The organism is Kocuria sediminis (assembly GCF_009735315.1).
Lineage (GTDB): Bacteria > Actinomycetota > Actinomycetes > Actinomycetales > Micrococcaceae > Kocuria > Kocuria turfanensis.
The window spans coordinates 83272-106923 of the sequence record NZ_WOGU01000007.1 but is presented as its reverse complement, the minus strand read 5'-3'; the positions used below and the strand labels follow the sequence as shown (position 1 = coordinate 106923).

Sequence of the window (23652 nt, the reverse complement as noted above, 5' to 3'; positions counted from 1 at the left end):
CGCACGTCGTAAGGAACTCCCTGATGTCCAGAATCGCCTCCGTCCGCACCACCGACGTCCGTTTCCCCACCTCCCTCGAGCTCGACGGCTCCGACGCCGTCAACGTGGACCCCGACTACTCCGCCGCCTACGTGGAGGTGAGCACCGACGAGGGCGAGACCGGCTACGGCCTGGTCTTCGACTGCGGCCGCGGCAACGAGCTGATCACCGCCGCCATGGACAGCTACGGGGAGCTGCTCGTCGGCCGGGACACCGACGAGCTCGTCAACAACCTCGGCGACGCCTCTCGCCGGCTGGTCCACGACTCGCAGCTGCGCTGGCTGGGCCCCGAGAAGGGCGTCTCCCACATGGCCTGCGGCGGCCTGGTCAACGCCCTGTGGGACATCCGGGCCCGCCGGGAGCAGAAGCCGCTGTGGCTGCTGCTGAGCGAGATGTCCTCCGAGGAGCTGATCAGCGCGGTGGACTTCACCCACATCCGCAACGCCCTCACCCCCGAGGACGCCGCCGGGATCCTCGCCCGCGCCCAGGAGGGCAAGGCCGAGCGCATCGCCGAGTTGAAGGAGCGCGGCTACCCCGCCTACACCACGACCCCCGGCTGGCTGGGCTACAGCGACGAGAAGCTCGTGCGCCTGTCCAAGGAGGCCGTCGAGGCCGGCTTCGGGATGATCAAGCTCAAGGTGGCCGGCAGCATCGAGGACGACCGCCGCCGCCTGGGTCTGGCCCGGGAGGCCGTGGGCCCGGACGTGCGCATCGCCATCGACGCCAACCAGCGCTGGGAGGAGCAGGAGGCGATCGACTGGGTCAACCAGCTGCAGGACTTCCACCCCTACTGGATCGAGGAGCCGACCAGCACCGACGACATCCTGGCCCACGCCGCCATCCGCAAGGGCGTCCACCCGGTCAAGGTCGCCACCGGCGAGGCCGTGCACAACCGCATCATCTTCAAGCAGCTGCTGCAGGCCGGGGCGATCGACGTCATGCAGATCGACTCCACCCGCGTGGCCGGGGTCAACGAGAACATCGCCAACCTGCTGCTGGCGGCGCAGTTCGACGTCCCGGTCTGCCCCCACGCCGGCGGCGTGGGACTGTGCGAGCTGGTCCAGCACTTCTCCTTCTTCGACTACGCCGCCGTCACGGGGTCCATGGAGAACCGGATGATCGAGTTCGTGGACCACCTGCACGAGCACTTCGCCGAGCCCGTGGTGGTCGCCGACGGCCGCTACCAGGCACCGGCCCTGCCCGGCATCGGCGCGGAGATGCTGCGCCCCTCGGTCGAGCGCTGGACCTTCTCCTCCGGGGCCGGCTGGCAGGACGTCCTGACCCGCTGACCCCCGTACCTCTTCCAAGGAGTCACCATGAACACCGCCCTCAGTCCCGCCACGACCGCCGCCGAGGTGGACCGCGCCGCCCGGGCCGCCCACGAGGCGTACCTGATCTCCGCCGACCAGACCCCCGCCACCCGAGCCTCTTGGCTCACCGCCCTGGCCGAGGCCCTGCGCGCCCACGACGACGAGCTCGTGGGCCTGGCCGCGGAGGAGACCCACCTCGCCGAGCCCCGGCTGCGCGGGGAGCTCAAGCGCAGCGCCTTCCAGCTGGAGCTCTTCGCCGAGGAGGTCCGCACCGGGGTGGTCCTGGAGGCCGTGGTCGACCACGCCGACCCCGACTGGGGGATGGGGCCGCGCCCGGACATCCGCCGGGTCAACGTGCCCCTGGGCGTGGTGGGCGTCTTCGGCGCCTCCAACTTCCCGTTCGCGTTCAGTGTCATGGGCGGGGACAGTGCCTCTGCCCTGGCCGCCGGGTGTGCCGTGCTGCACAAGATCCACGGCGGGCACAAGCAGCTCGCGCTGCGCACCGCCGAGGTCGTGATCGAGGCGCTCGCCCAGGCCGGCGCCCCGGAGGGGCTGTTCGCCGTGCTCGACGGCCGGGAGGCGGCCACCGCACTGGTGGACCACCCCCTGGTGAAGGCTGTCGGCTTCACCGGCTCAACCGCCGGCGGCCGCGCCCTGTTCGACCGGGCGGCTGCCCGGCCCGAGCCCATTCCCTTCTACGGGGAGCTGGGCAGCATCAACCCGGTGTTCGTGCTGCCGCAGGCGTGGCGGCACCGCGCCGAGGAGATCCTCACCGGCTACGCCGGGTCCTTCACCATGGGCATGGGCCAGTTCTGCACCAAGCCCGGGGTGCTCTTCGTCCCGGACGAGGGTGGGACGGAGCGGGTGCGGGAGACCCTGAGCGCGGCCCTGGCCGACGCCCCGCTGGCGAAGCTGCTCACGCCCGGGCTGCGGGAGTCCTTCGGTCAGGCCCGCGACGAGGTCGCCGCCCTCGAGGGCGTCGAGACGCTCGTGCCGGGCTCGGACGACGAGGTGCCCGCCCCCACCGTCCTGGCCGTCGACGCCGAGCAGGTCCGCAAGGACCCCGAGGTGCTGCACCACGAGATGTTCGGCCCGGCCACGGTGCTGGTGCGCTACCGGGACGCCGCCGAGCTGCCGGAGCTGGCGGAGCTGATGGAGGGTCAGCTGACGGCCACCGTCCACGGCGACGAGGAGGACGACAGCACCGCGCTGGTGGGCACCCTGACCGGCAAGGCCGGCCGGGTGCTGTTCAACGGCTGGCCCACCGGCGTCACCGTGTCCTACGCCCAGCACCACGGCGGTCCCTACCCGGCGACGACGACGAACACCACCTCGGTGGGCACGGCCGCGATCGGGCGGTTCATGCGCCCGGTGTCCTACCAGGACGCCCCCGACGCCGCGCTGCCGCCGGCCCTGCAGGAGGCCAACCCCTGGGGGATCGCCCGCCGCGTGGACGGCCGGTTCGAGCCCGCCGTCACGGAAGGAGCCCGCCGATGACCACCGACGCCACTGACGAGACCACCACCGGGACCACCGTGCTGCCCCGCCTGGACCCGGCGAGCGTGCTGCCCGAGGACCACGAGCGGGCGCTGCTGGTGGGCCGGGTGTGGGATCCCGAGACCGGCGGCCCGCGCCCGGTGCGGGTGGTCGGGGACCGGCTGGTGGACCTGTTCCCGGCCGTCCGGACCGTCTCGGAACTGTTCGATGCTCCCGATCCGGCGGCCGTGCTCGCGGCGGCCGCCACGGATGCGGCCCGCAGCTGGGACCTGGCCCAGGTGCTGGCCGCGACCGCTGAGGGCTCGGACACGGCGGCGACCCTGCTGGCCCCGGTGGACCTGCAGGCGGTCAAGGCCTGCGGGGTCACCTTCGTGGACTCCATGATCGAGCGCGTCATCGAGGAGCGCTGCGGCGGGGACTTCGCCCAGGCCGAGCGGATCCGCGCCCAGGTCCTGGAGGCCCTGGGCGGCAGCCTGGCCGGCCTGAGGCCGGGCTCGGCGGAGGCGGCCCGCGTCAAGGAGGTCCTGATCGCGGCCGGGTTCTGGTCCCAGTACCTGGAGGTGGGCATCGGCCCGGACCCGGAGGTCTTCACCAAGGCCCCGGTGCTCTCGGCCGTGGGGACCGGGGCCCGCATCGGCATCCCGGCCTTCTCCTCCTGGAACAACCCCGAGCCGGAGCTGGTGCTCGTGGTGGACAGCCGGGGCACCGTGCGCGGGGCCACCCTGGGCAACGACGTCAACCTGCGGGACGTGGAGGGCCGCAGCGCCCTGCTGCTGGGCATGGCCAAGGACAACAACGCCTCGGCCGCCCTCGGCCCGTTCGTGCGGGTCTTCGACGAGAGCTACACGCTCGACGACGCCCGCACCGAGACCATCGAGCTCACCGTGCGCGGCACGGACGGCTACGAGCTGCACGGCACCAACAACGTCTCCCGCCTCAGCCGGCCCTTCGAGGAGCTGGTCGGGGCCGCCCACGGGGCCCACCACCAGTACCCGGACGGGTTCGTGCTGTTCACCGGCACCCTCTTCGCCCCCACCGAGGACCGCGACGAACCCGGGAAGGGGTTCACGCACCAGCACGGCGACGTCGTGCAGATCGGCAGCCGGCGCCTGGGAACATTGACGAACGTCGTGGCCCCGACCGAGGACCTGCAGCCGTGGACCTTCGGGATCGGGCGCCTCCTGCACTACCTGACCACCCACGGATCTGCCGCGGAAGGGGTGGTCGAGGACCACCCACTGCCCGAAGGAACCCGCTCCTCATGACCGACAGCCCTTCCCCCTCCGGCCGGGCGCGCACGGACGTCTACGCCGTCCTGCGCGCCCGGATCCTGGACCTCCAGCTGCCCCCGGACAGCAAGGTCAACATCGACGCCATCGCCCGGGAGCTGGGCGTGTCCCAGACCCCGGTGCGCGAGGCGCTGCACCAGCTGGAGGGCGACAACCTCATCCTCAAGACCCCGGGCAAGGGATACCGCACCACCCCCCTGCTCGGCTTCGACCAGCTGCGGGAGCTGTTCGAGCTGCGCCTGCTCATCGAGCCGTGGGCGGCCCGGGCCGCGGCCGTCAACCGGCTGAGCAACCCCGGCCGCGCCCTGGCGGCGGGCCTGCAGGACTTCGTCGCCGGCACCGCGACCGAGGCCAGCACCCGGCACCTGCTGGTGGCCCACGACATGCAGTTCCACGACCTGATCCTCGGGGCCGGGCACAACGACTTCGCCCACCAGGCGATCCGGGCCACCCACTGCCACCTGCACCTGTTCCGGCTCTACCCGGCGGACTGGTCCGGGGAGCAGACCATCCAGGAGCACGGGGCGATCGTGGAGGCCATCCGGGACTGCGATCCCGACGCGGCGGAGAACGCCATGCACGCCCACCTCATGGGCGCCTACCACCGCTTCGCCGGCGCGTTCGCCTCCGAGGACGACCCCGGCCCCCGCCCGGCCACCGACGTGCGGCTCACCTGAGCGGGACCACGGAACAGGAAGGAACACCCATGAACACCTTCGCCGACCTGCGCACGGTCGTCACCGGCGGGGCCTCCGGCATCGGCGCCGCCGTCACGTCCCAGCTGCTGGCCCGCGGCGCCCGCGTCGCGGTCCTGGACCTCACCGTCGACGCCCTGCCGGACGGGGCCGTGGGGCTGCGGTGCGACGTGGCCGACCGGTCCTCGGTGCGGTCGGCGGTGGAGGCGGCGGCCGAGGCGATGGGCGGCATCGACGTCGTCGTCAACAACGCCGGGGTGGGGGCGGTGGGCACCATGGCCGACCACGAGGACGACGAGTGGTTCCGGGTGCTCGACGTCAACGTCATCGGCATCGCCCGCGTCTCGGCCGCCGCGCTGCCGCACCTGCGCCGCTCCCGCACCCCGGCGATCGTCAACACCTCCTCGATCGCCGCCACCCACGGGTTGCCCGACCGGGCCCTGTACTCGGCGAGCAAGGGCGCGGTCGCGGCCCTGACCCGCGCCATGGCCGCCGACCACCTGCGGGAGGGCATCCGCGTGAACTGCGTCAGCCCGGGCACCGCGGACACTCCCTGGGTCGGCCGGCTGCTGCAGGCCGCCGCGGACCCGGCGGCCGAGCGGAAGGCCCTCGAGGCCCGCCAGCCGCACGGCCGGCTCGTCTCGGCCAAGGAGGTCGCCGCCTCCATCCTCTTCCTGGCCGATCCCGCCAACGGCTCCACGACCGGCACCACGCTGCCCGTGGACAGCGGCATGCACGACCTCCTCCTGCGCCCGGCCACCTGACACCGCCGTCGCCGGACCGCCCTGTCCGGACGCCACCGTCCCCTCGAACCGAAGGACTGTCCATGGATTTGATGAGACTCGGCCCCGCGGGCCGCGAGAAGCCCGCCGTGCGCCACGACGGCACCGTCTACGACCTCTCCGGGATCACCGCCGACATCGACGGCGGCTTCCTCGCAGACGACGGCATCGCCGCCGTGCGCCGGGCGCTCGCGGCGCGCTCCCTGCCGGAGCTGCAGGACGCCGCGTCCCTGCGGGTCGGGCCCCCGGTGGCCCGCCCCGGGGCGGTGGTGTGCGTGGGCCAGAACTACGCCGCCCACGCCGCCGAGACCGGGGACCCGCCCCCCAGCACGCCGATCATCTTCTTCAAGCACCCCAACACCGTGGTGGGGCCCGACGACGACGTCGTGATCCCCCCGACCGCCGAGAAGGTGGACTGGGAGGTGGAGCTGGCCGTGGTCATCGGCCGCCGCGCGTCCTACCTGTCCAGTCACGAGGAGGCGCTGGCGTGCATCGCCGGGTACACCGTGAGCAACGACGTCTCCGAGCGGGACTTCCAGATCCACCAGTCCGGCGGGCAGTGGTCCAAGGGCAAGTGCTGCCCCACCTTCAACCCGCTCGGCCCGGTGCTCGTGCCGGCCGAGGACCTGGGCGACCCGCAGGACCTCCGGCTGTACTCCACCGTCAACGGGGAGGCCCGGCAGGACTCCAGCACCGCGGACATGGTCTTCGGGGTCGCCGAGATCATCCGACACCTGTCGCAGTACATGGCCCTGGATCCCGGGGACGTGGTCAACACCGGCACCCCGCAGGGCGTGGCCCTGTCCGGGCGCTTCCCCTACCTGCGGGCCGGGGACACGATGACCATCGGCATCGAGGGGCTGGGGGAGCAGCGGCAGACCGTGGTGGGCCACTGACCCTCCGTCATTTCCCGTCCGTCGGGGACGCTCCGGCGCGCCGGGATTAAACTGGTGGCCCCGAAAGGCCAGATTCGAAGGAGCGTGCGTCATGGCCTTCGTCCAGTTGATCGAATACACCACCTCGAAGCCGGAGGAGGTGGAGAAGCTCGTCGCGGAGTGGGAGCGCAGCTCCCAGGGGAACAGGACCGCCCGGCGGGTCCTGGCGACGCGGGACCGTGACGACCCGAACCGCTTCACCCACATCGTCCACTTCGACTCCTACGAGTCCGCCATGGAGAACTCCAACCTCCCGGAGACCCAGGAGTACGCGAAGAAGCTGACGGAACTCATGGACGGCGAGCCCGTCTTCCGCAACCTCGACGTCCTGGAGGACCACGACCTCTAGACCACCTCAAGACCACACAGGACGAGGGCCCCGGTGCGACACGCACCGGGGCCCTCGTGCTGCCGGGCCGCCATGGTCAGTCCCGGTCCTCCACCGTCACCGCACCCCGCCGATGCCCGGGGCGGAGTCGCCCAGGACCACCAGGCTGCGCCGCAGCGTGTGCACCCAGCCGTCCCAGCCGAGGTCGCTCCACGGCACCCGGTCCTCTGCGGGAATGGCCAGGCGCCCGATCAGCGTGTACACCGACAGCACGGCGGCTGTGGCAAGCATCAGGAACAGGTCCGTCATCATGGTGGGCTCCTTGCCTGTCGTGCGCCGGTCCGATCCGGCTCACTCTCACACTGACAAGCCTGGCCGTCCGGGCCTCCCCGCACGAGTGGCAGAAATGCCTCTCTCCGGTCGATTCCTGCCATTTCCGTCGATGCCTCGTCCGGGCTCGCCAGGCGGCAGCTCGTGGACCTCGATCGCGACCATGACGGAGCACCTCGGCCGCGTCGCCACGGCCGAGGTGGTGCTCACGAGCCGGCGATCACGAGGCGGTGGCGAAGCGGCGGCGGTACTGCTGCGGGCTGAGCCGGCGGATCCGGGTGAAGTGGTGGCGCAGCGTGGCCGCGTTACCGAAGCCCACGTCCGCGGCGATGCGCTCCACGGGCAGGTCGGTCTCCTCGAGGAGCTGCTCCGCCCGGTGCAGGCGCCGCGCGGTGATCCAGGCGTGCGGGGTGGTGCCCGTCTCGTCGCGGAACCTGCGGGCGAAGGTGCGCGGGGACATGGCGGCGCGCCGGGCCAGGGCGTCGACGTCCAGCGGCTCGTCCAGGTGCCTCACGATCCAGGTGAGCAGCGGGTCCAGCGTCTCGGCCCGGTGCTCGGGGACCGGCTCCTTGATGAACTGGGCCTGGCCGCCCTGGCGCTGCGGCGGCACGACCATGCGCCGCGCCACGGTGTTGGCGGCCGCCGAGCCGAACTCCTGGCGCCACAGGTGGAGGCAGGCGTCGAGGCCCGCCGCGGTGCCGGCGCTGGTGAGGATGGTGCCGTCCTCCACGTAGAGGACCTCGGGTACCACCTGCGCGGCGGGAAACCGCTCGGCCAGCTCCGCGGTGTGCATCCAGTGGGTGGTGCAGCGGCGGCCGTCGAGCAGCCCGGCCGCCCCCAGCACGAACGCGCCCGAGCAGATGGACAGGATCCGGGCCCCGCGGTCATGGGCCGCGTGCAATGCCTGGATCACCTCTGCCGGGACGTCCCGGTCCCGGGAGATGGCCGGGAGGACCACGAGATCCGCCGCGGCCACCCGGTCCAGCCCGTGCTGGACGGCCACGTCGAAGCCGGCGATCGTGCGGACCGGCCGCCCGTCGGGGCTGCACACGGCGAAGTCCATCACCGGGAGCCCGTCCCCGGAGCGGTCGATCGCCCAGGCCTCGCAGGCCACCCCGAGCTCGAAGGGGGAGACCTCGTGGAACACGATGACGGCCACGTTGCTGATCATGGGTCCATGGTCCCACTCCTGTGGCAGAGAATCGATGGAACACAGGAAAATGCCATCACGCGAGGGTGTCGACGTCTGGTCCGGTGCGGGCCCGGACGCCCCATGCGACGGCGGATGACGTCCGGCAGCTGATCAGCGCGGTCCTGTCCTGACCGACGGCCGGCCCTGCTGCTCACCGATCGGTGTGGGCGGTCGTTGCCCGCCGAGCACGGCGAGCACGTTGTCCGCGGCGAGGACCGCCATCGCGGTGCGCGTCTCCACGGTGGCGGAGCCCAGGTGCGGCACCAGCACCACGTTGTCGAGCTCCAGCAGCTCGGGGTGCACCTGGGGCTCGTGCTCGAAGACGTCCAGTCCCGCACCCGCGATCCGGCCCTCGCGCAGCGCGGACGCGAGCGCCGCCTCGTCCACGATCGGCCCGCGCGCGGTGTTGACGAGGTACGCCGAGTCCTTCATCGCCGCCAGCTGCTCGGCGCCGATCAGGTGGCGCGTGGCGGGACCGTAGGGACAGTGCAGCGACACGACGTCGGAGACGGCCAGCAGCTCGTCGAGCTCGACCCGCCGGGCGCCCAGCTCGGCGGCGATCGCCGGATCGATCTCGCTGCGCGACTGGTAGACGATCTCCATGCCGAAGGCCTTGGCCCGGCGCGCGGTCGCCTGGCCGATGCCGCCCATGCCGACGACGCCGAGGGTCTTGCCCTGCAGGCTGCTGCCGAGCAGGAAGAACATGCCCCACTTCCAGGCCTGGCCGGAGCGGATGAGCCGTTCCCCCTCGCCGAGCCGGCGGGTCGCCATGAGGATGAGGCCGAGCGCGATGTCGGCGGTGGCCTCCGTGAGCACCCCGGGGGTGTTGGTGGCCACGACGCCGCGCTCGGTGCAGGCCAGCACGTCGATGTTGTCGTAGCCGACGGCGACGTTCGCGACCACTTTCAGCTGCGGGCCGGCGGCGTCGAGCAGCTCGGCGTCGATGCGCTCGGTGAGCAGGCTCACCACGGCGTCGGCGCCGGCCACGCGCCGCAGGAGCTCCTCGCGGCCGATCGACTCCGGGCCCGGCCAGGCGTCGACCTCGTGCTCGGCGCGGAGCTTCTCGATCGCGGCGTCGGGCACCCGTCCCGTGACGACGACCCGGCTCATGCCGACTCGATCCACTGGCGCAGGCGGTCGAGGCCGACGCGGATGTCGTCGACGTCGATGCCCGAGTAGGCGAGCCGGATGTACTGTCGCTCCTCGCCCGGTTGGCGTCGGCCGAAGTGCTCCCGCGTGCAGAAGGACACGCCGGTCTGCTGCAGGGCCGCCGTGGCGAAGTCGCCGACTTCGGTGCAGCCCATGCGCTCCATGGCGGCGGTGACGTCGGGGAACAGGTAGAACGTCGAGTGCGGGACGGCCACGTGCATGCCGGGCGTGGCGTTCACCAGCTCACAGGCGGCGTCCCGGCGCTCGCGCAGGACGTCGAGCATCTGCTGCACGGGTTCCTGGGGGCCGCGGAGGGCTTCGATGCCGGCCCACTGCACGTAGTGGGTGGTGCACGACTCGTCGTTGGTGTTGAGCGTGCTGAGCACCTTGGCGATCTCGGGCGGTGCGACGGCGCAGCCGAGGCGTGAGCCGGTCATGGCGAACTTCTTGCTGAACGTGTAGAGGATGACGGTGCGCTCGGCCATGCCGGGCAGTGACGCGATCGAGTTCGAGACCCCCTCGTAGCGCGTCTCGAAGTAGGCCTCGTCGGAGAGCACCCAGAGGTTGTGCTCCTGGGCAAGCTGCGCGACGGCCTCGCGCTCGGCCGCCGTCGACTCGGCCGAGATGGGGTTCTGCAGGTCGTTGTAGATGATGGCGACCGTGTGCGGGGTGATCGAGGCGCGCACCTGGTCGAGGTCGATCGCGAAGCCGCTCTCCGTGGGGAGATAGCGGTACGGCACGGACGTGCCCCCGAGGTACTCGATCTGCGACTCGTAGATCGGGAAGCCGGGGTTCGGGTAGAGCACCTCCTGGCCGGGGTTCATGACCGCCTGCAGGAACTTCGTGATGACGGGCTTGCCGCCGGGCATCACGACGATGTTGTCGGGGGTGAGGCCGATGCCGCGACGCGAGCCGATGTCCTCGGCGAGGGCCTCCCGCAGCTGCGGAATGCCGGGGCCGGGGCAGTAGCCCGTGTAGCCGTCGGCGATAGCCCGGTTCATGGCCTCGACGATGTGCGGGGCCGTCGGGATGTTGATGTCGCCGAGGTGGAAGGGGTACACGCGGTTCCCCTGTGCCTTCCAGGCGGCCGCGGCCTGGGCGACGCTGAAGGCCGTTTCGGTCCCCAGCCGGTCGAGCCGGTGTGCGAGTTGCCGCATGCTGTTCCACTCCTCGTCGAGTCGGCGATCGATCCACTGCTGGATCCGCACTGAGCATACGACTCATATATCAGTCTGGGAAGAGTAGTCCCGGAGGGATGTCCCCGTCGGTCCAGTCGCGGGGTGTCCCGCATCCAGAGGTTGTGCCCGTGGAGCGCGGAAGTGCGGTTCCCGCCGGGACGGCCGGGAACCGCACTTCCCCCTCACGGGCCTGGGGTCAGCGCACGCGGATGTAGACGGGACCCGAGCCGACGTTAACGGTCTGGATGACCGTCTGGTTGCCGTTCCAGCCGCCGTGGACGGCCTTGCCGCCGCCGATGTACACGGCGATGTGGGCGAAGCCCATGCCGCCGTTGGCGTAGTAGACCAGGTCACCGGGCTGGGCCTGGGCGGCGGAGACCCGGGTGCCGAGGTTCAGGTAGGAGACCGGCCACCCGTGGTGGTTGATCCCGGCCGCGCGCAGGGACTTGGTGACCAGGGAGGTGCAGTCCTGCGTCACGCCGAGCTGGCTCCTGGCGGCGGCGGCGATGGTCGCAGCCTTGCCGGACTGGGACTGGATGCTGAGGAGCTGCTGGGGGGCTGCGGCCGGGGCGGCCTGGGCCGGGGCCACGCTGCCGAGCGCCATGGCGCCGGCGGCGACCGCCAGGGTCGCCGTGCGCCCCAGGGGGAACGAGCGCTGGGCGCGGTGGCGGGGCGTGCGGGAGTGGAAGATGGGCATGAGTGATGTCCTCCCTCTTGCCTGCGAGGTGAGCTGTCGGATGCGGGTGGGAGACACCCGGTCGCAGGGTGGAGGCCCTGGCGACTTAACCCCTAGGTCCCGGGGGAGGGGCCGTTTCTGGTTCCCCCGCTTCTGCCGAGCGATGTGTTCAGGGGGCCCCGGGCACCGGCAGAATTCGGCGATGTGCACGGGGGTGCCGATCAGTGGGGGAATCGGCACGGAGAGAAAACTAATCGAAAAGTAACGAGAAAGTCTCGTTTTGATCACGGGCGCGTCTCGGAATCTGTTGCGATTCGGTTGTGGGCCTTCGCGCTCGCGCGAAGTTGCGTGGTGAGGGGTGCCGACGGGGATCCTCCAGGAGGCGCATCTCAGGACAAAAGTGGGCTTGACCTGGGGCTCTGTTCCATTCGTGTCCGCCGGAGAGTCCGCCCCTGCCCTGGGGCGGGGTGTCCGGGGTGACACGCGCGTTATGGCGCGAGAAACCGCGGGGAATGCTTCGCGGAGCATTAGGCAGCCAGCGTGAGCGGCACCTTGGTGGGGGCGGAAAGGACGACCTTTTAGTGGGCCCCAGGGTTCACACGGGAATTCGCTAAAAGAAAATATTGCGTTAGTAATGACCGCCCGGGGGAGGGGGGCGGTTTTTCGCGGACGCTTCCGGCGTGCCGGCCCTATCGCCCGTCCTCGTCGACCTCGGCGGCGTCGAGCAGGTCGTCCAGGACCCGATCGAGTCGGGCCACGAGGGAGAGGTGCCCCTCGCGCTCCAGCAGGTGCGCCCGGGCGCCCGGCACGTGCGCGGCGAGCCACTCCCCGTGGGTCACCGGGACGGCGCGGTCCTCCCGGCCGTGCCAGATCCGTGTCGGCACGGCGATCTCCTCCACGGCGAAGCCCCACGCGCGGTCCACCGCGAGGTCGTCGTCGCGCCAGCCCACGATGCCCTGGCGCAGGGAGTGCTCGGCCGCGCCCATGACGTAGTCGGCGAAGTCCCCGGTCATCACCGCCCGGTCCACCGGCGGGAGCATGGCGCGCAGCAGCTCGACGACGTCGCCATCCGGCGCCGAGGCGGCCGCGGTCATGGCCTGCACCTGTTCCGCGAGGTAGGCCTCGAGCGCCCGGCGTCCCTGCCGGGCGGCGGTGAACTCGGCCGCGCTGTCCTCGTCCATCCCGGCGACCGGGTCCAGTCCCTCGGCGCGCGGCGGGGCGTAGCCGGCCAGGGAGGCGACCGCGCGGCAGCGGCCGGGCAGCAGCGCGCCGCAGGCCAGGGCGCGCGGGCCGCCGCTGGACCAGCCCAGGGCGAGGAATTCCTCCGCACCCAGCTCGTCCAGGACGCACCGGGTGTCGGCCACGGCGCCGGCCACCGTGCCGGGGGCCGTCTGCTCCGGGAGCGGGTCCGAGGCGCCGTAGCCGGGACGCGAGACGGTGAGCACCTGGAGCCCGCGGTCCGCGGCCGCGCGCTCGAGCGGCCCGAACGGGACCGCGGCGCTGGGCGCGCCGTGGTGGAAGACGACCGGCAGGCCGCCGGGCGGGCCGGTGAGCCGGAACTCCAGGCGGCGCCCGTCCGGCGCGGTGACGCTGCGGTTGCCCTGGTCCTCCGAAAGTGTGCTCATGCCGTCCCCGCTCTTTGGTGGCCGCCGTTGTGCCGCTGTGGCGACTGGTGGCCCTCACGCTAGGACTCGGCAGTGCCCGGGACCAGGGCGGCGGCGGCATGTGACGGGTCGGCGCCGGGTGCGACGGCAGTGCGGTCCGCTCGGCGTGGGTGTCCTGCTCCACCGCTCGGCCGAGCTCGTCACGACCGCTGGCTGTGTCACCCGCAGCGTCGTCGTGATCCGGTGCTCCGCGGGACCTCGCCGCTACCCGGTCCGGCGCTTCCTTTCCATGCGGCCTACGCCAGCGGCGCCCGCCCCGGGCCCGATCGGCCGGCGAAGGCCTGGACGATGTCCAGCCAGGCGTCGGCGTCGGGGCCCTCCGCGACGAGGCTCCCGTCCTGGCGGTGCCGCCGCCGGGTCGCGAGCAGGGCGAAGTCCAGGGCCGCGCCGTGGACGCGCTGCGCCGCCTCGGCCGGTCCCCAGGTCCAGGTCTCGTCCTCGTAGGTGAGCTCGACGCGAAACGGCTCGGCCGGCGGGTCCAGCCGGCGCTGGCGGAAGGCGTAGTCGCGGGTGGCCACGCCCAGGTGCGCGACGTGCCGCAGCCGGTGCGAGGCGACCGGGGGAACCCCGAGGGCGTCGCGGACGTCCTGGCCGTGGGCGAAGGTCTCCATGATCCGTGCGCTGGCCATCATGGGCGCCCCCATGGGCGGGCCGATCCACGGAATGCGCTCGCCCTCCGGCACGGCGGCGAGCCGCTCAAGCACGCGGCGCCGGCTGTCCTGCCAGGACGCCAGGATCTCGGCCGGCGGACGTGCCGCACCCTCCTGGGCGCCGCGGTCGACGACGTCGGCCTCCGCCGCGAACCGCTCCCGCAACCGGGCGAAGACCTCGGGCTCCTCGAGGGCGGTCAGCACGGTCCGCTCCGTCCAGGTGAGGTGGGCGACCTGGTGGCGAATCGTCCACCCCTCCGCCGGCGTGGGAAGGTCCCAGTCCTCCGCGGACAGCGGCCGCAGCCGTTCTTCGAGCAGGTCACCCTCCTGGCGCAGGTCGGCGAGCAAGGTCGCGAGGTTCGTGCGGGTCATGGGCTCATCACGGTGCGGAGCTCTTTCTTGAGGATCGTGCCGGTCGCGTTACTCGGCGGGTCTGTGGGGAACTTTACGTCGGTGGGCCCCTTATGGACGGCCAGGCTTGTGCGACCCCGTGTGCATCGGCTCGGCGGACATGAAGGAAGCTCCAGCCGCAGTTAGATACGCCCTGCCGGTCTGGCCCCACGCTTGTGGAGAACCCCAATGACGGAGGCCACAACGACGCCGGGGTGCTGGGAGTGCACGCTTTCATCTTCGGCGGGGTGCAGGTTCTCCTCGCCGGAAATGTGATGTTCTTCCAGGTGTCGAAGATATGGAAGGTGCCATCCTCTTTGATCCGGCGATGCCGTTCGTCTCAAGTCCGCCTGCGGAGGTGCTGGCTTGGGCGGTCCCTTCCGGCTTACGCCAAGATCCGTGCATCAGCGGGGCTTATGTGCAGCTAGAGCTGTGGGACGCATTGGCCGGCGCCGAGCCTGGCCAGCCCGGCCCGGTCTCCGGCGCTGAGTGTGGTGTTGCGCTCGGTGCTCTGTCCGTACATGAGCTGGGTGGGGTCCTCGACGTGGCCCAGGCCGAGAACGTGGGCGAGTTCGTGCATGATCACGGCGCGGACGATGTCGGCTCCTCCCGGGTGTTGCAGCGTCTGCTGCAGGTCCGGGGTGTCGAGGGCGATGAGGCCGGTGACATAGGCGTACGCGCTGTTGTTCACCTGCATGGAAGTGCTGCCGCCCAACCCAGCGACCTCGCCGGCCAGCTGCGGGTACTCGGTGGGGGTGGACCAGGTGATGAGCACCGGCACCCAGCGCTCACCGTAGCGGTCGGGTTGGTAGGGCTGTCGGTCCTGGCGGGGTGCTTCGGTGGTGGCCCCGTCGGAAACGAACTGCAGTCCGGTGGCCGCGGAGACCTCAGCCACCGCTTGCTCCAGGAGTTGTTGCCCGCCGGCAGGCGCCCCATCGGGACGCACGACGTAGTGGATGGGCCGGCACGGGTCGTAGGCGACGACCTGATCACCGGGGGTCTGGGTGGCCAGCAGGCTGTATCCGCCGGTGTCCGGCACCGACGGGGGCGTCCCGAGAGGACGGTCGGCGGATTCCACCCCGGGAGGAGGGCCGTAGGCGTTGGCGGCCCCCGCCGACGCCGCGTCCTTCACGTCCTGGGACGGCGCCGGAACCTCGAGGTCGGACGGACCGACGATGACGTCCTCCTCCGGTACAGGAGCCACGGGGGACACGTCGACGGGCGGACCAGGCTCTGCCGGTCCGGTAGCACCCGAGGCGGGGCCCGGTTCCCCCGGTGGGGGGGACGGCAGGGCGGGAGCGGAGGCGCTGAGCTGCCGGTCCTGCAGATAGGGCAGCAGGACGTACCCACCGACCACGGGCACGCCCACGAGCAGTGTCAGCACCAGGCAGACGCTCCACCAGGAGGTCCGACGGGGATCAGGGGGCGGGGCCGGGGGGTCCCAGCGGCGCCAGTCGGAGGCCGTCGCCCCAGGATCCACGCTCCGGCCGGCCGCACGGCGCCGCCGCCGGGGATCGGCCGGGGCGGAGAGCCCTTGGCGCTCCAGGGCCTCGTCAATCACCCACTGCGGGGTGCGCCCGGACGGGGACGTGGGCAAGGGCGGCAGAGGCTCGGGCAGGCCGCGGTGGGAGGTCATGGGCGGTGTTTTCTGTGCTCGGTGGGGATGGGGAAACCATCCAGCCGGTGGTCCCTGTGTACTGCTCGTCGTCGTGGCTGTCACGGGTCACGACACCACAGCCCTGCGCCGCCAGCGCGACGGCCTCAGGCAACGGAGATGATCCCGCGATTCCTTGACCTCCGATGCGATGGTGAAAGAAGGTCGTCAAAGAGATACCACGTGGTAGCACCTGCAAATCATAGGAAGTCGGGCCGTTTCACTGTTGCTGGCTCGAACCGACATCCATGCACGTCACGGCTCGCCCCCAGCGATTTGATGCCTGACATACGAGGTGTAGGTGATTGATCTTCGGAAGTATGAGGCGGTTGCCTGTCCTGCGCCAAAGGGATAAGGGGTTACCGCGGTTCACCAGGTGGTGGCGTGCAGTCATCGCCGGTCTGGCGGAAACGTGTGTCCTCCAGCTCCTGCGCCCGGCAATCCGCGCGTGCCGCTCCTGCCGGCCGAAACCCCCAGGGCGCTTCTGGATCACCGAGCGGATAAGAGCCCCAAGGCGCGTTGATACGTGCGACGGCTCCCGCTGGCTCGGGTAGCTCGAGGTGGCGGGAACGCATGGGGCCATTGCGGGCGTGCCCATGGGATGGTGGACATGTCCCCTTTTAGGTGGACCTTTTGTGGGCTTCACGGCATCGGGGGAGTGGGGTCCCGCAGCGCCGATTCCTGGAGTGGGGTCCGGAAAGGCCTGTGTTTGCGGGGTTTTGGGCGCTTCGGTGACCGGGGGGCTCGTGATGTCCCTACAAGAGGCGATACCGATCCATAAGATCCAGGTACATCCATTTGCTTTCGTTCAAAGGGGACACCATGAAGAAGATCACCGCAGGGATGGCCGTGCTGGCCGCTGCCGGGTTCACCGGCCTGTCGATGGCCCCGGCCGCCGCTATTCCCTTCGCCAGCTGCGATGACGCAGCCGCTGCTGGCTACGGCCTGATCCTGCGAGGATCGCCGGCCTACAGTGCGAACCTCGACCGTGACGGCGACGGGCGTGCCTGCGAAGCCAATGGCTCCGGGACTGGCGTGACCACCCCCCAGGTTCCTGGCTCCGGAACCGGGGTGACCACCCCGGAGGTCGTCACCCCCACGGACACCACTGGTTTCGACAACTGCACCGAGGCTCGCGCCGCGGGCCGGGTGAACATCCCGGTCGGGGACCCCGCCTATGCTCCCCACCTGGATCGTGACCTCGACGGCATCGGGTGCGAGCAGGGCGGCGACGACGAGGCCGAGACCGGCACCGACGTCATCGTCGACTACGTGCCCGAGTCCTGGGGCAACGGTCAGTACAACCAGGTCGGTCAGGTCCCCGTCGGTGGCGCTGACACCGGTGTCGCCGTCGAGTCTGAGAACACCGTGCCCGGCCTGGCCGTGGCCGGTGGCCTGACCCTGGTGGCCGCCGCCGGTGCGAGCCTCATCGCCCGCCGCCGTACGGCTCAGGTCTGAGCCCGAGGGCCACGCTGAGCTGACCGGAGAAAGATCTCTTCCGTGATCAGTGATGCCCGTGAGCGCCGCTCCGGCCTTCTGGCCGGTGCGGCGCTCACGCTGCTGTTGGCCACCGGCTGCGCCGACGCCGGGCCTGCCGACGCCCACCCGCCAACAACGACACCCTCCACAACAGCTGCCCCCGCTCCCTCGAGAACCACCATCTCACCGTCGGGGGCGCCGACACCGTCGGCGTCCCCCACGCCGGTGTCTTCTGCGACACCCGACGCTGACGAAGAAGCCTCACCAGTGTCTGTGCGCATCCCCGCCACAGGAACCGAGTCGCCGCTGTTGCACCTGGGTTTACGGGCTGACGGGAGTCTGGAGGTGCCCCCCGGGGAACCGGGATCACCGGCGGCCTGGTACAACCAGTCCCCAGTCCCGGGCGAGCCAGGACCGGCGATCCTGCTGGGCCACGTCAACGCCACCGATGGAGGCCCCGGTGTCTTCGCCGGCCTGCGAGAGCTCAACCCCGGGGACACCATCGAGGTCACCCGCCACGACGGCACCACCGCGGTGTTCGCCGTCCAGCGCGGTGAGCAGTACTCCAAGACCAACTTCGACACCCAGGCCGTCTACGGCGACACCGACGGTGCTGAACTGCGCCTGATCACCTGCGACGGGTACAACCTGTTGACCGGCCAGTTCGAGGACAACTACGTCGTCTACGCCCAGCTCCTGCCCTGACTCCACAAAGGTCATCCCGAAATTCCCTGTTCCACCGGTGGCGCCACTGACAGGGCGGGAATCCACGGACAGCCTCGGTGCCGACCTGACCCCGAGCACAGCCCACCAGGTCACCAGGCGCTGATAGGCCAACTGATCCTCGGAGGACCTGAATCCGGGATGTCTGCAGAGCCTGCGTGGGTGTCACGGAGGGCGGGCAAGCAGCTGCTGCAATCGGTGGCGCGGTAGAAAGGTACAGCGCCCCTGGTATCGCGATCCACTCGGGCCCCACCTACGCCGCTTCTCCGGGCTATGCACCTCAACTGGACCGAGACGGCCACGGCGTCGCCGGCGAAAGCTGAACCGCACCCTAGATGGGCAAGCCGCCACAACAATCCCAACCGGCAGGGTGGGCCGTTGACGTTGTCGGCGTTGAACGCGGCGGACACCGTGGTCTATGCCGCCACCGCCACCAGCGACGGCATCGACGGGGTGGAAGGGGCCCGGCGCACGGTTGCCCAGTTCCGCCGGCACCGCCAGCAGCTGGGCGCCCCGGACACCCTGACCGAGGCCGGCATCGTGGTCGGCGGGGTGAAGGGGACGATTATGAGCCGGGCGGCGGTGGCCAGCCTCGAGGAGCTGCGCGCCACGGGGTTGTTCCTGGAGCCGTTGACCCCGGACCGGGCCGTTGTCCAGAAGGTACGCATATCGGGGGAGTGGTACGGCCTATACCGCAAGAGCTTCCGGGTGCTGGATGCCTATACAGCGATCGCGAAGAAGGTGCTGCGATGACCGACAAGGCCGAGCGTCCCGCCTCGCTGGCCCGTCGCCGGCCGCGCCCGGCCCCGGATGAGCACATCGACTCGGTCGACTACACACCTCGACCCACCGCCACAGCCCAGCCCACGGTGCAGCAGGTGTCGACCCCGCCAGTGCAGACGGCACCGGCGGCGGAACCCGCGGCCGGTGCGACCAAGCGGGGGAGGGGCCGGTCGCGCCGGGAATCCACGATCCAGCTCGGGGTGCGGGTGGCCCAGGACGTCTCGGATTTGATCGAGGAGCTCACCGGGCACGACAGCACCGCCCGCGCGGTGATCGAGAACGCGGGGCGCGCCTATGCCCAACAGATCAACCGAAAATACCCGATCCTCGGTGGGGGAGGGGCGGTGCTGCGAGCGGCTTTCCCATGGTCGGCGAGGCATGACCCCGGCTCACCGGTGAAGGTGGGTCGGGTTCCTGGTTCTTTGGACAGGCGGCGGGATGGGGTGGGTGGTTCCGTGGGTTGTCGAACGACGCGGGTGCCCGCACCCCTTCCGTAAGGAGCCAGGGCCAACCCCCGCGAGTCCTGTTCCCGAGCGCCAAATGCACGACCAGCGCTGTCCAGGCTGGACGCGGGGGTCCGGACAGCCCAGTACCGGACAGGGGTGTCAGCCCGTCACTGGTTGCTCACGATGCGGGGGAGGTATCGTGACGGCCCCTGTGCACGAGCCTTCCCGGGGGTTGCCCTGCGGTGTCGCAGCGGCGGCCGCCAACACAAGGAACAACTGCCGCCGACTGCCCGGGAAACCGGCTGCTGTCCGGGCGGCCTGCTGGGCGGCCTCATTAGCAGGGCTGTGGGGCGATGAGGGTGCCCACCGGGGCGCTCGGGCCTCCCCGTCTGGCCGGGTGGGGCCCGCTGAGGCACGTCGCCGAGTAGCAGGCAGACGCCCAGCCAGAGGTGAAGGCGGGACATCAGCAGTGGGTCCTCGCTGGGCTTCAGTCGTGCTCCGCCCCGCACTGTTGAATTTCCTAGATGGAAATATTAGACTTTCCAATATGGAAAAGTATGGTATTCCGTTGGATGCCACCGCCGGGCAAGACGTCGCCCCAGTGCTGGATGAGACGATCCACAGTCCTCATCGGCTGCGGATCTGCGCGCTGTTGCACCAGCTCGGCACCACCGAGTACCAACTGCTGCGCGAAAGCTTGCAGGTCAGCGCCTCGGTGCTGAGCAAGCACCTGAAGAAACTTGAAGAGGCCGGTTACGTGGACCTGTCCACCCGGACGATCGGCACCCGCCCGCACGGTTGGGCCACACTGACCGCCTGCGGGGCCCGCGCCTACCGATCGCACCTGGCCTACCTCGAGGAACTCATCCAGATCGCCGATTCGCAGGGCAAGCCCTAGTTGCTTCACCGCGGGAGGAATTATGTTCGGCCCCAAGATCGTCATTAGCAGCCACCCCGACATGATCGCCACTGTTGCCGGAACCCTCGGGCACATGCCACACGACTCGATCGTTCTGTACTTCTACGGGGGCGCGCGCCCCGGCCCGGTCCACCGCTACGATGCCCCCGTGCCGGACCATATGGCGGAGTTCGGGATCTCCATGGAACAGCTGTTCCGCGGCCAACGATTGGATGCCACGGGCGTCTACATCTACATCTTCAGCGACGACCTGGACCGGGACCAGGCCCGCCATATCGGTGTCGATGTGATCGGGGGCGGACTCTCCTCCATCACGGGCGTCGACGTTTCCGACGCGGTCCGAGTAACCTCCGCTACCTGGGAATCCCTGATCCACATCAACTCGCAGGGCAACGCTGAGCAGATCGCTCAATCCGTCGACCTCATCGCCTGGGCCAGTGACGAGCAGATCGTCTCGGCGCCTCGTAGGGGATCCGTCGAGCCGCCTGCCGATCTTGCCGATGAGGCCTCAGCCGCTCGCGTTGCACAGTACCGCGCCGATTACGTCTTCCTCGCGGAAGCGCACGGAGAAGAACTGTGGGAGCAACGGCATCCGGCCGGGAGGGAACTGGCCCGGTTGTGGGAGCAGCTGATCGCCGGGGACCACGGGGAAGCGGCGGAGCGGCTCGCCGCCACCCTGGTGTATCCATCCGCAGCGCGCTTTGCCCTCTGTGTGATGACGGCACTCCCGGGAAGCGCCAACTTCGAGCTGACCTGGCTGCGGACGCTGGGCGTGACGGACGTGCCCGGGGGAGTGGTCAATGTCGGCTCGGCTCGAGCGCGCGCTGTGCATGACGGTTTGCACGCTGTGGCAGGATGCACGCCCGTTATGGACCGTGCCCATGTATTCGTTCTGCTAGGACTGCTCGCCTGGATGGGCGGCCACGGCACCGATGCCGTCGACTGGCTGGACATGGCCGGCGAGGTCGAGACCGTCGACGAGAACGGTGTCAGCAGGGCTCCGCTAGTGACCATCGTGATGACGACGATGAACGCCCTCGGCGTCCACCCAGCCGCCAATAGACAGCAGATGTAGCCGGTCGTGGAATATCAGGCCGGTCTGGTCGGTTCCTGTCTGCGCAGACCATAGGGGTGAGGATGTCATTGCTCCGGATTGGACGTGCCGGCGCCGGGCCGACCGGGTCGTTCGGTCGGGTCAGATGTCATCGGCAGCCTCAATCTCACCACCATCACCGCGTGCATGCTATTCCACGGGTGCCAGACGATGGCTGATGAGGTTCTGGGTCCCGGGCGCGGCAGCCTGAGTGCAGCCACGATCGAGGGTGGGAATGAAAGCGTTTCAGGACGACGGTTCCTTCGTCTCTCAGATAACGTCGGGCGTCACGGATCCGCTTCGACAGGAAGACCAATTCCGCTTTCCGGCTTACGGACAACTCGTTCGACCACGTCCGCTGCTAGCTCCATGTCCTCGTGCTCCCAGAAGCGGAGGACCGTCCATCCGTTGGCCGATAAATATGTATCAGTTTCACGATCCCGCGCCATGTTCTTGTCAAGCTTGGCCACCCACCAATCTCGGTTGGAGCGGGGCACTGTCCCGTGGACAGGGCACGAGTGCCAAAAACATCCGTCGATGAAGACCGCCACACGCCGCCGGGTGAAAAGCACGTCCGCACGCCGGCGGGGCATCCCTGGCAGGGGTGCATCCACCCGGTATCGCAATCCACGAGCGAACAAGAGTCTTCGCAAGCACAGCTCGGGTGCGGTGCCCCGCCTTACCTGCCTGGACATTCGCAGGCTCGTCGATGGATCGGTCTCGTAGTTTTGCACAATCCCACTCCCGTTCGGCCGCCTCAATTAATGCCCTATTCGTGCATATCACTGCCCCCGTTGTCTTTGGCAATCTGAAGTGACCCCCATCGGCCGGACTGGGGAGTCCGGCCGATGGGGGTCACTTCACTTCTGTGTGGCCCGTTGGTCGTGTTAGCCCTGTTAAATAAAGCGTCGGTACTAACTAAGAACCTAAACTCGGAGCGTCTTTGCGTGTCTGCAAAGGTGGTTTCAGTGCTAATAATAGTCGCATACAAAAACCACTGAACGTGAAAAACGATGCCGGGCGTCCCTCAAAAACTCCAATTATGCCTTCCGAACGTTCTGCCCCGCTGCTGCAAAAGGCGCTGCAGCAGCGGGGCACGGTGTTGCGGGACCGCACAAGCTTTTAGCCGCCGTCTGCCTCTCCACCAAGGGCTGCCAAAGTGGCAGCGAAGCCAAGCAACGACGGCACTGCGTTGCCAATCCAACGGCTGACTTCTGCACGTGCAGGAGGCTCGGCTGGATTGGTCACGAACCTAAACCAATCCGGGAACCCTTGAACTCGCGCCGCCTCACGCGGAGTCAGCACCCGTCGCTGTGTGGGGTGTATAAAGCGTCCTCGCCCTGGTGTGAGGAAGCCCCCGGTGATTGTCGGTGCGGGAAGATGGCCATGCATCCGGCCGTATGTAGCGGGGTAGGTCGTACCTTCGCGGTGGCAGTCGGGTCTGATCACATTCGGCAGGTTGTGCAGATCATTATCATGTAAGTAGTTGACCCTCATCCGGTTTTCCGGACTCATCAGTGGAACTGAGTTCATCACATCGGCGTCGTCGATCGGCCTGTCTTCGAGGTCACGCAACAGCCAAGAAACTGGAAGCGGCTCCCTGGCAAGTACTTCATTCAACACCCCAAACTTCAGCGGAGAAGTGTCCCGAGACGCCACCATAAAGAAACGCTTCCGCGCCTGTGGCCAGCCAAATTTGTCAGCTGCTAACACTCCTGACGAGATTTGGTAGCCCGCACTGCGGAGCAACGCCATGGTGGTCTGCACGACTCCGTGCTTGTCCAAGACCACGTTAGGCACGTTCTCAATCACGACGTGCCGAGCTCCCAAGGCGACGGCGACGGCTGGTACCGTCAAGTAGAGCAGATTCTTAGGGTCATCGTGCCGCGAGTGATTGTTGAGTGATGAGTGCCCCTGGCAAGGCGGCCCCGCGAGCAGCAGATCAACGTTACCGACCAGGCCTCGTAAACGGTCATCTGCCACCGTGGGCTCAAACGCAAACCGTGCGACTTCTCCCCCTCCTGCAACCCGGAAATCAACCAGGCCACGCACGGATTCCGGAACAATTTGCCGGGGATTGAGATTGGCTTTATATACCTGTAATGCTCGTTTATCAATATCAGCTGCGAGTAACGGCAGGCCACTGTGTCCCACCGCGGAGATGGCTTCCATGGCACCTACAGATAAACCGCCGACCGAAGAGAAGAGGTCCACCACGCGGACACGCTCTGCCCCGCGGACCCCCTGCACTCGTTCTCCACGAATGAAAGCACTCCACCATGCCGCGAACGCATCTGTCTCGCGTGGCTGGACTAGTGAACGCTGGCTCTCGATGGCGCTGCGTTGGCGGAGGGTGGCCGTTCGGACAACCGTGTCAGCATCCACCTCGTAGTCCAGTTTGACTCCGTTGGCCAGTTCGAGTTCAAGTTGGTCAGGCGCAAAAGTCATGGT

The 23652-nt window shown here is 69.4% G+C and carries 23 protein-coding genes and 1 riboswitch; of the genes, 13 read left to right on the top strand and 10 right to left on the bottom strand.

What is annotated here, in order from left to right; all coding sequences use genetic code 11:
• The first annotated feature begins 23 nt into the window (after positions 1–23).
• The 7 genes from GMA12_RS09860 to GMA12_RS09830 all read left to right on the top strand — a co-directional run bounded on the left by GMA12_RS09860 (position 24) and on the right by GMA12_RS09830 (position 6896).
• Complete coding sequence (locus GMA12_RS09860; RefSeq protein WP_156269352.1) at positions 24–1328, top strand: enolase C-terminal domain-like protein; 1305 nt, start codon at positions 24–26, stop codon at positions 1326–1328.
• A 27-nt stretch (positions 1329–1355) separates the two neighbouring features.
• On the top strand, positions 1356–2846 hold the full coding sequence (locus GMA12_RS09855) for an aldehyde dehydrogenase (NADP(+)) (RefSeq protein ID WP_156269351.1): 1491 nt from the start codon (positions 1356–1358) through the stop codon (positions 2844–2846).
• A complete protein-coding gene (locus GMA12_RS09850; RefSeq protein WP_156269350.1) occupies positions 2843–4111 on the top strand; it encodes a fumarylacetoacetate hydrolase family protein in 1269 nt (422 codons plus the stop codon). Before GMA12_RS09855 ends, GMA12_RS09850 begins: the two co-directional genes overlap by 4 nt.
• Positions 4108–4812 (top strand): GntR family transcriptional regulator, encoded by a 705-nt coding sequence (locus tag GMA12_RS09845; RefSeq protein ID WP_156269349.1) that lies wholly within the window; start codon positions 4108–4110, stop codon positions 4810–4812. The genes GMA12_RS09850 and GMA12_RS09845 overlap by 4 nt, the downstream gene beginning before the upstream one ends.
• Positions 4813–4841: 29 nt before the next feature.
• Positions 4842–5594, top strand: a complete 753-nt coding sequence (locus GMA12_RS09840) for an SDR family NAD(P)-dependent oxidoreductase (RefSeq protein ID WP_156269348.1) — start codon at positions 4842–4844, stop codon at positions 5592–5594.
• A gap of 62 nt (positions 5595–5656) precedes the next feature.
• Positions 5657–6508: a fumarylacetoacetate hydrolase family protein gene (locus GMA12_RS09835; protein ID WP_156269347.1), complete on the top strand. Its 852-nt coding sequence runs from the start codon at positions 5657–5659 to the stop codon at positions 6506–6508.
• 91 nt (positions 6509–6599) lie between these two features.
• The gene (locus tag GMA12_RS09830) at positions 6600–6896 is read left to right on the top strand and encodes a putative quinol monooxygenase (RefSeq protein WP_156269346.1); all 297 of its coding nucleotides are present in this window, start codon (positions 6600–6602) and stop codon (positions 6894–6896) included.
• Between the two features lie 96 nt (positions 6897–6992).
• Here GMA12_RS09830 and GMA12_RS09825 read toward each other — a convergent pair whose 3' ends face one another.
• From GMA12_RS09825 to GMA12_RS09790, 8 genes are all read right to left on the bottom strand, one after another.
• Positions 6993–7187, bottom strand: a complete 195-nt coding sequence (locus GMA12_RS09825; protein WP_156269345.1) for a hypothetical protein — start codon at positions 7185–7187, stop codon at positions 6993–6995.
• Positions 7188–7425: 238 nt separating this feature from the next.
• Positions 7426–8376, bottom strand: coding sequence for a helix-turn-helix domain-containing protein (locus GMA12_RS09820; RefSeq protein ID WP_156269344.1), 951 nt, complete (start codon positions 8374–8376; stop codon positions 7426–7428).
• Positions 8377–8508: 132 nt separating this feature from the next.
• Positions 8509–9507, bottom strand: coding sequence for a 2-hydroxyacid dehydrogenase (locus GMA12_RS09815; RefSeq protein ID WP_156269343.1), 999 nt, complete (start codon positions 9505–9507; stop codon positions 8509–8511).
• A complete protein-coding gene (locus GMA12_RS09810) occupies positions 9504–10703 on the bottom strand; it encodes a pyridoxal phosphate-dependent aminotransferase (protein WP_156269342.1) in 1200 nt (399 codons plus the stop codon). Before GMA12_RS09810 ends, GMA12_RS09815 begins: the two co-directional genes overlap by 4 nt.
• Positions 10704–10920: 217 nt before the next feature.
• Entirely contained in the window at positions 10921–11421 is a 501-nt protein-coding gene (locus GMA12_RS09805; RefSeq protein ID WP_156269341.1) for an NlpC/P60 family protein, read from the bottom strand.
• 5 nt (positions 11422–11426) lie between these two features.
• Positions 11427–11612: riboswitch (cyclic di-AMP (ydaO/yuaA leader) on the bottom strand.
• Between the two features lie 477 nt (positions 11613–12089).
• Positions 12090–13025 carry an alpha/beta fold hydrolase gene (locus GMA12_RS09800; protein WP_156269340.1) on the bottom strand — a complete coding sequence of 312 codons (936 nt, stop codon included), beginning with the start codon at positions 13023–13025 and terminating at the stop codon, positions 12090–12092.
• A gap of 275 nt (positions 13026–13300) precedes the next feature.
• On the bottom strand, positions 13301–14086 hold the full coding sequence (locus GMA12_RS09795) for a TIGR03084 family metal-binding protein (protein WP_156269339.1): 786 nt from the start codon (positions 14084–14086) through the stop codon (positions 13301–13303).
• Between the two features lie 442 nt (positions 14087–14528).
• Positions 14529–15740 (bottom strand): matrixin family metalloprotease, encoded by a 1212-nt coding sequence (locus GMA12_RS09790; RefSeq protein WP_156269461.1) that lies wholly within the window; start codon positions 15738–15740, stop codon positions 14529–14531.
• 840 nt (positions 15741–16580) lie between these two features.
• On the opposite strand from GMA12_RS09790, the gene GMA12_RS09785 reads away from it, so the two are divergent.
• The 6 genes from GMA12_RS09785 (at position 16581) to GMA12_RS09760 (ending at position 21183) form a co-directional block, all read left to right on the top strand.
• Positions 16581–17216: an excalibur calcium-binding domain-containing protein gene (locus tag GMA12_RS09785; protein WP_162459702.1), complete on the top strand. Its 636-nt coding sequence runs from the start codon at positions 16581–16583 to the stop codon at positions 17214–17216.
• Positions 17217–17258: 42 nt separating this feature from the next.
• Complete coding sequence (locus tag GMA12_RS19290; RefSeq protein ID WP_370831051.1) at positions 17259–17942, top strand: class F sortase; 684 nt, start codon at positions 17259–17261, stop codon at positions 17940–17942.
• Between the two features lie 291 nt (positions 17943–18233).
• A complete protein-coding gene (locus GMA12_RS09775; RefSeq protein WP_206064671.1) occupies positions 18234–18713 on the top strand; it encodes a hypothetical protein in 480 nt (159 codons plus the stop codon).
• A complete protein-coding gene (locus GMA12_RS09770) occupies positions 18710–19240 on the top strand; it encodes a hypothetical protein (RefSeq protein WP_156269338.1) in 531 nt (176 codons plus the stop codon). The genes GMA12_RS09775 and GMA12_RS09770 overlap by 4 nt, the downstream gene beginning before the upstream one ends.
• Before the next feature lie 496 nt (positions 19241–19736).
• Entirely contained in the window at positions 19737–20087 is a 351-nt protein-coding gene (locus tag GMA12_RS09765) for a transcriptional regulator (protein WP_156269337.1), read from the top strand.
• Positions 20088–20109: 22 nt separating this feature from the next.
• Positions 20110–21183, top strand: a complete 1074-nt coding sequence (locus GMA12_RS09760) for a DUF4192 family protein (protein WP_156269336.1) — start codon at positions 20110–20112, stop codon at positions 21181–21183.
• 305 nt (positions 21184–21488) lie between these two features.
• Here the strand turns inward: GMA12_RS09760 and GMA12_RS09755 are convergent, their stop codons facing one another.
• Both GMA12_RS09755 and GMA12_RS09750 read right to left on the bottom strand, forming a co-directional pair.
• On the bottom strand, positions 21489–21896 hold the full coding sequence (locus GMA12_RS09755) for a very short patch repair endonuclease (protein WP_156269458.1): 408 nt from the start codon (positions 21894–21896) through the stop codon (positions 21489–21491).
• A 427-nt stretch (positions 21897–22323) separates the two neighbouring features.
• Entirely contained in the window at positions 22324–23649 is a 1326-nt protein-coding gene (locus GMA12_RS09750) for a DNA cytosine methyltransferase (RefSeq protein WP_156269335.1), read from the bottom strand.
• Between the last annotated feature and the right edge of the window lie 3 nt (positions 23650–23652).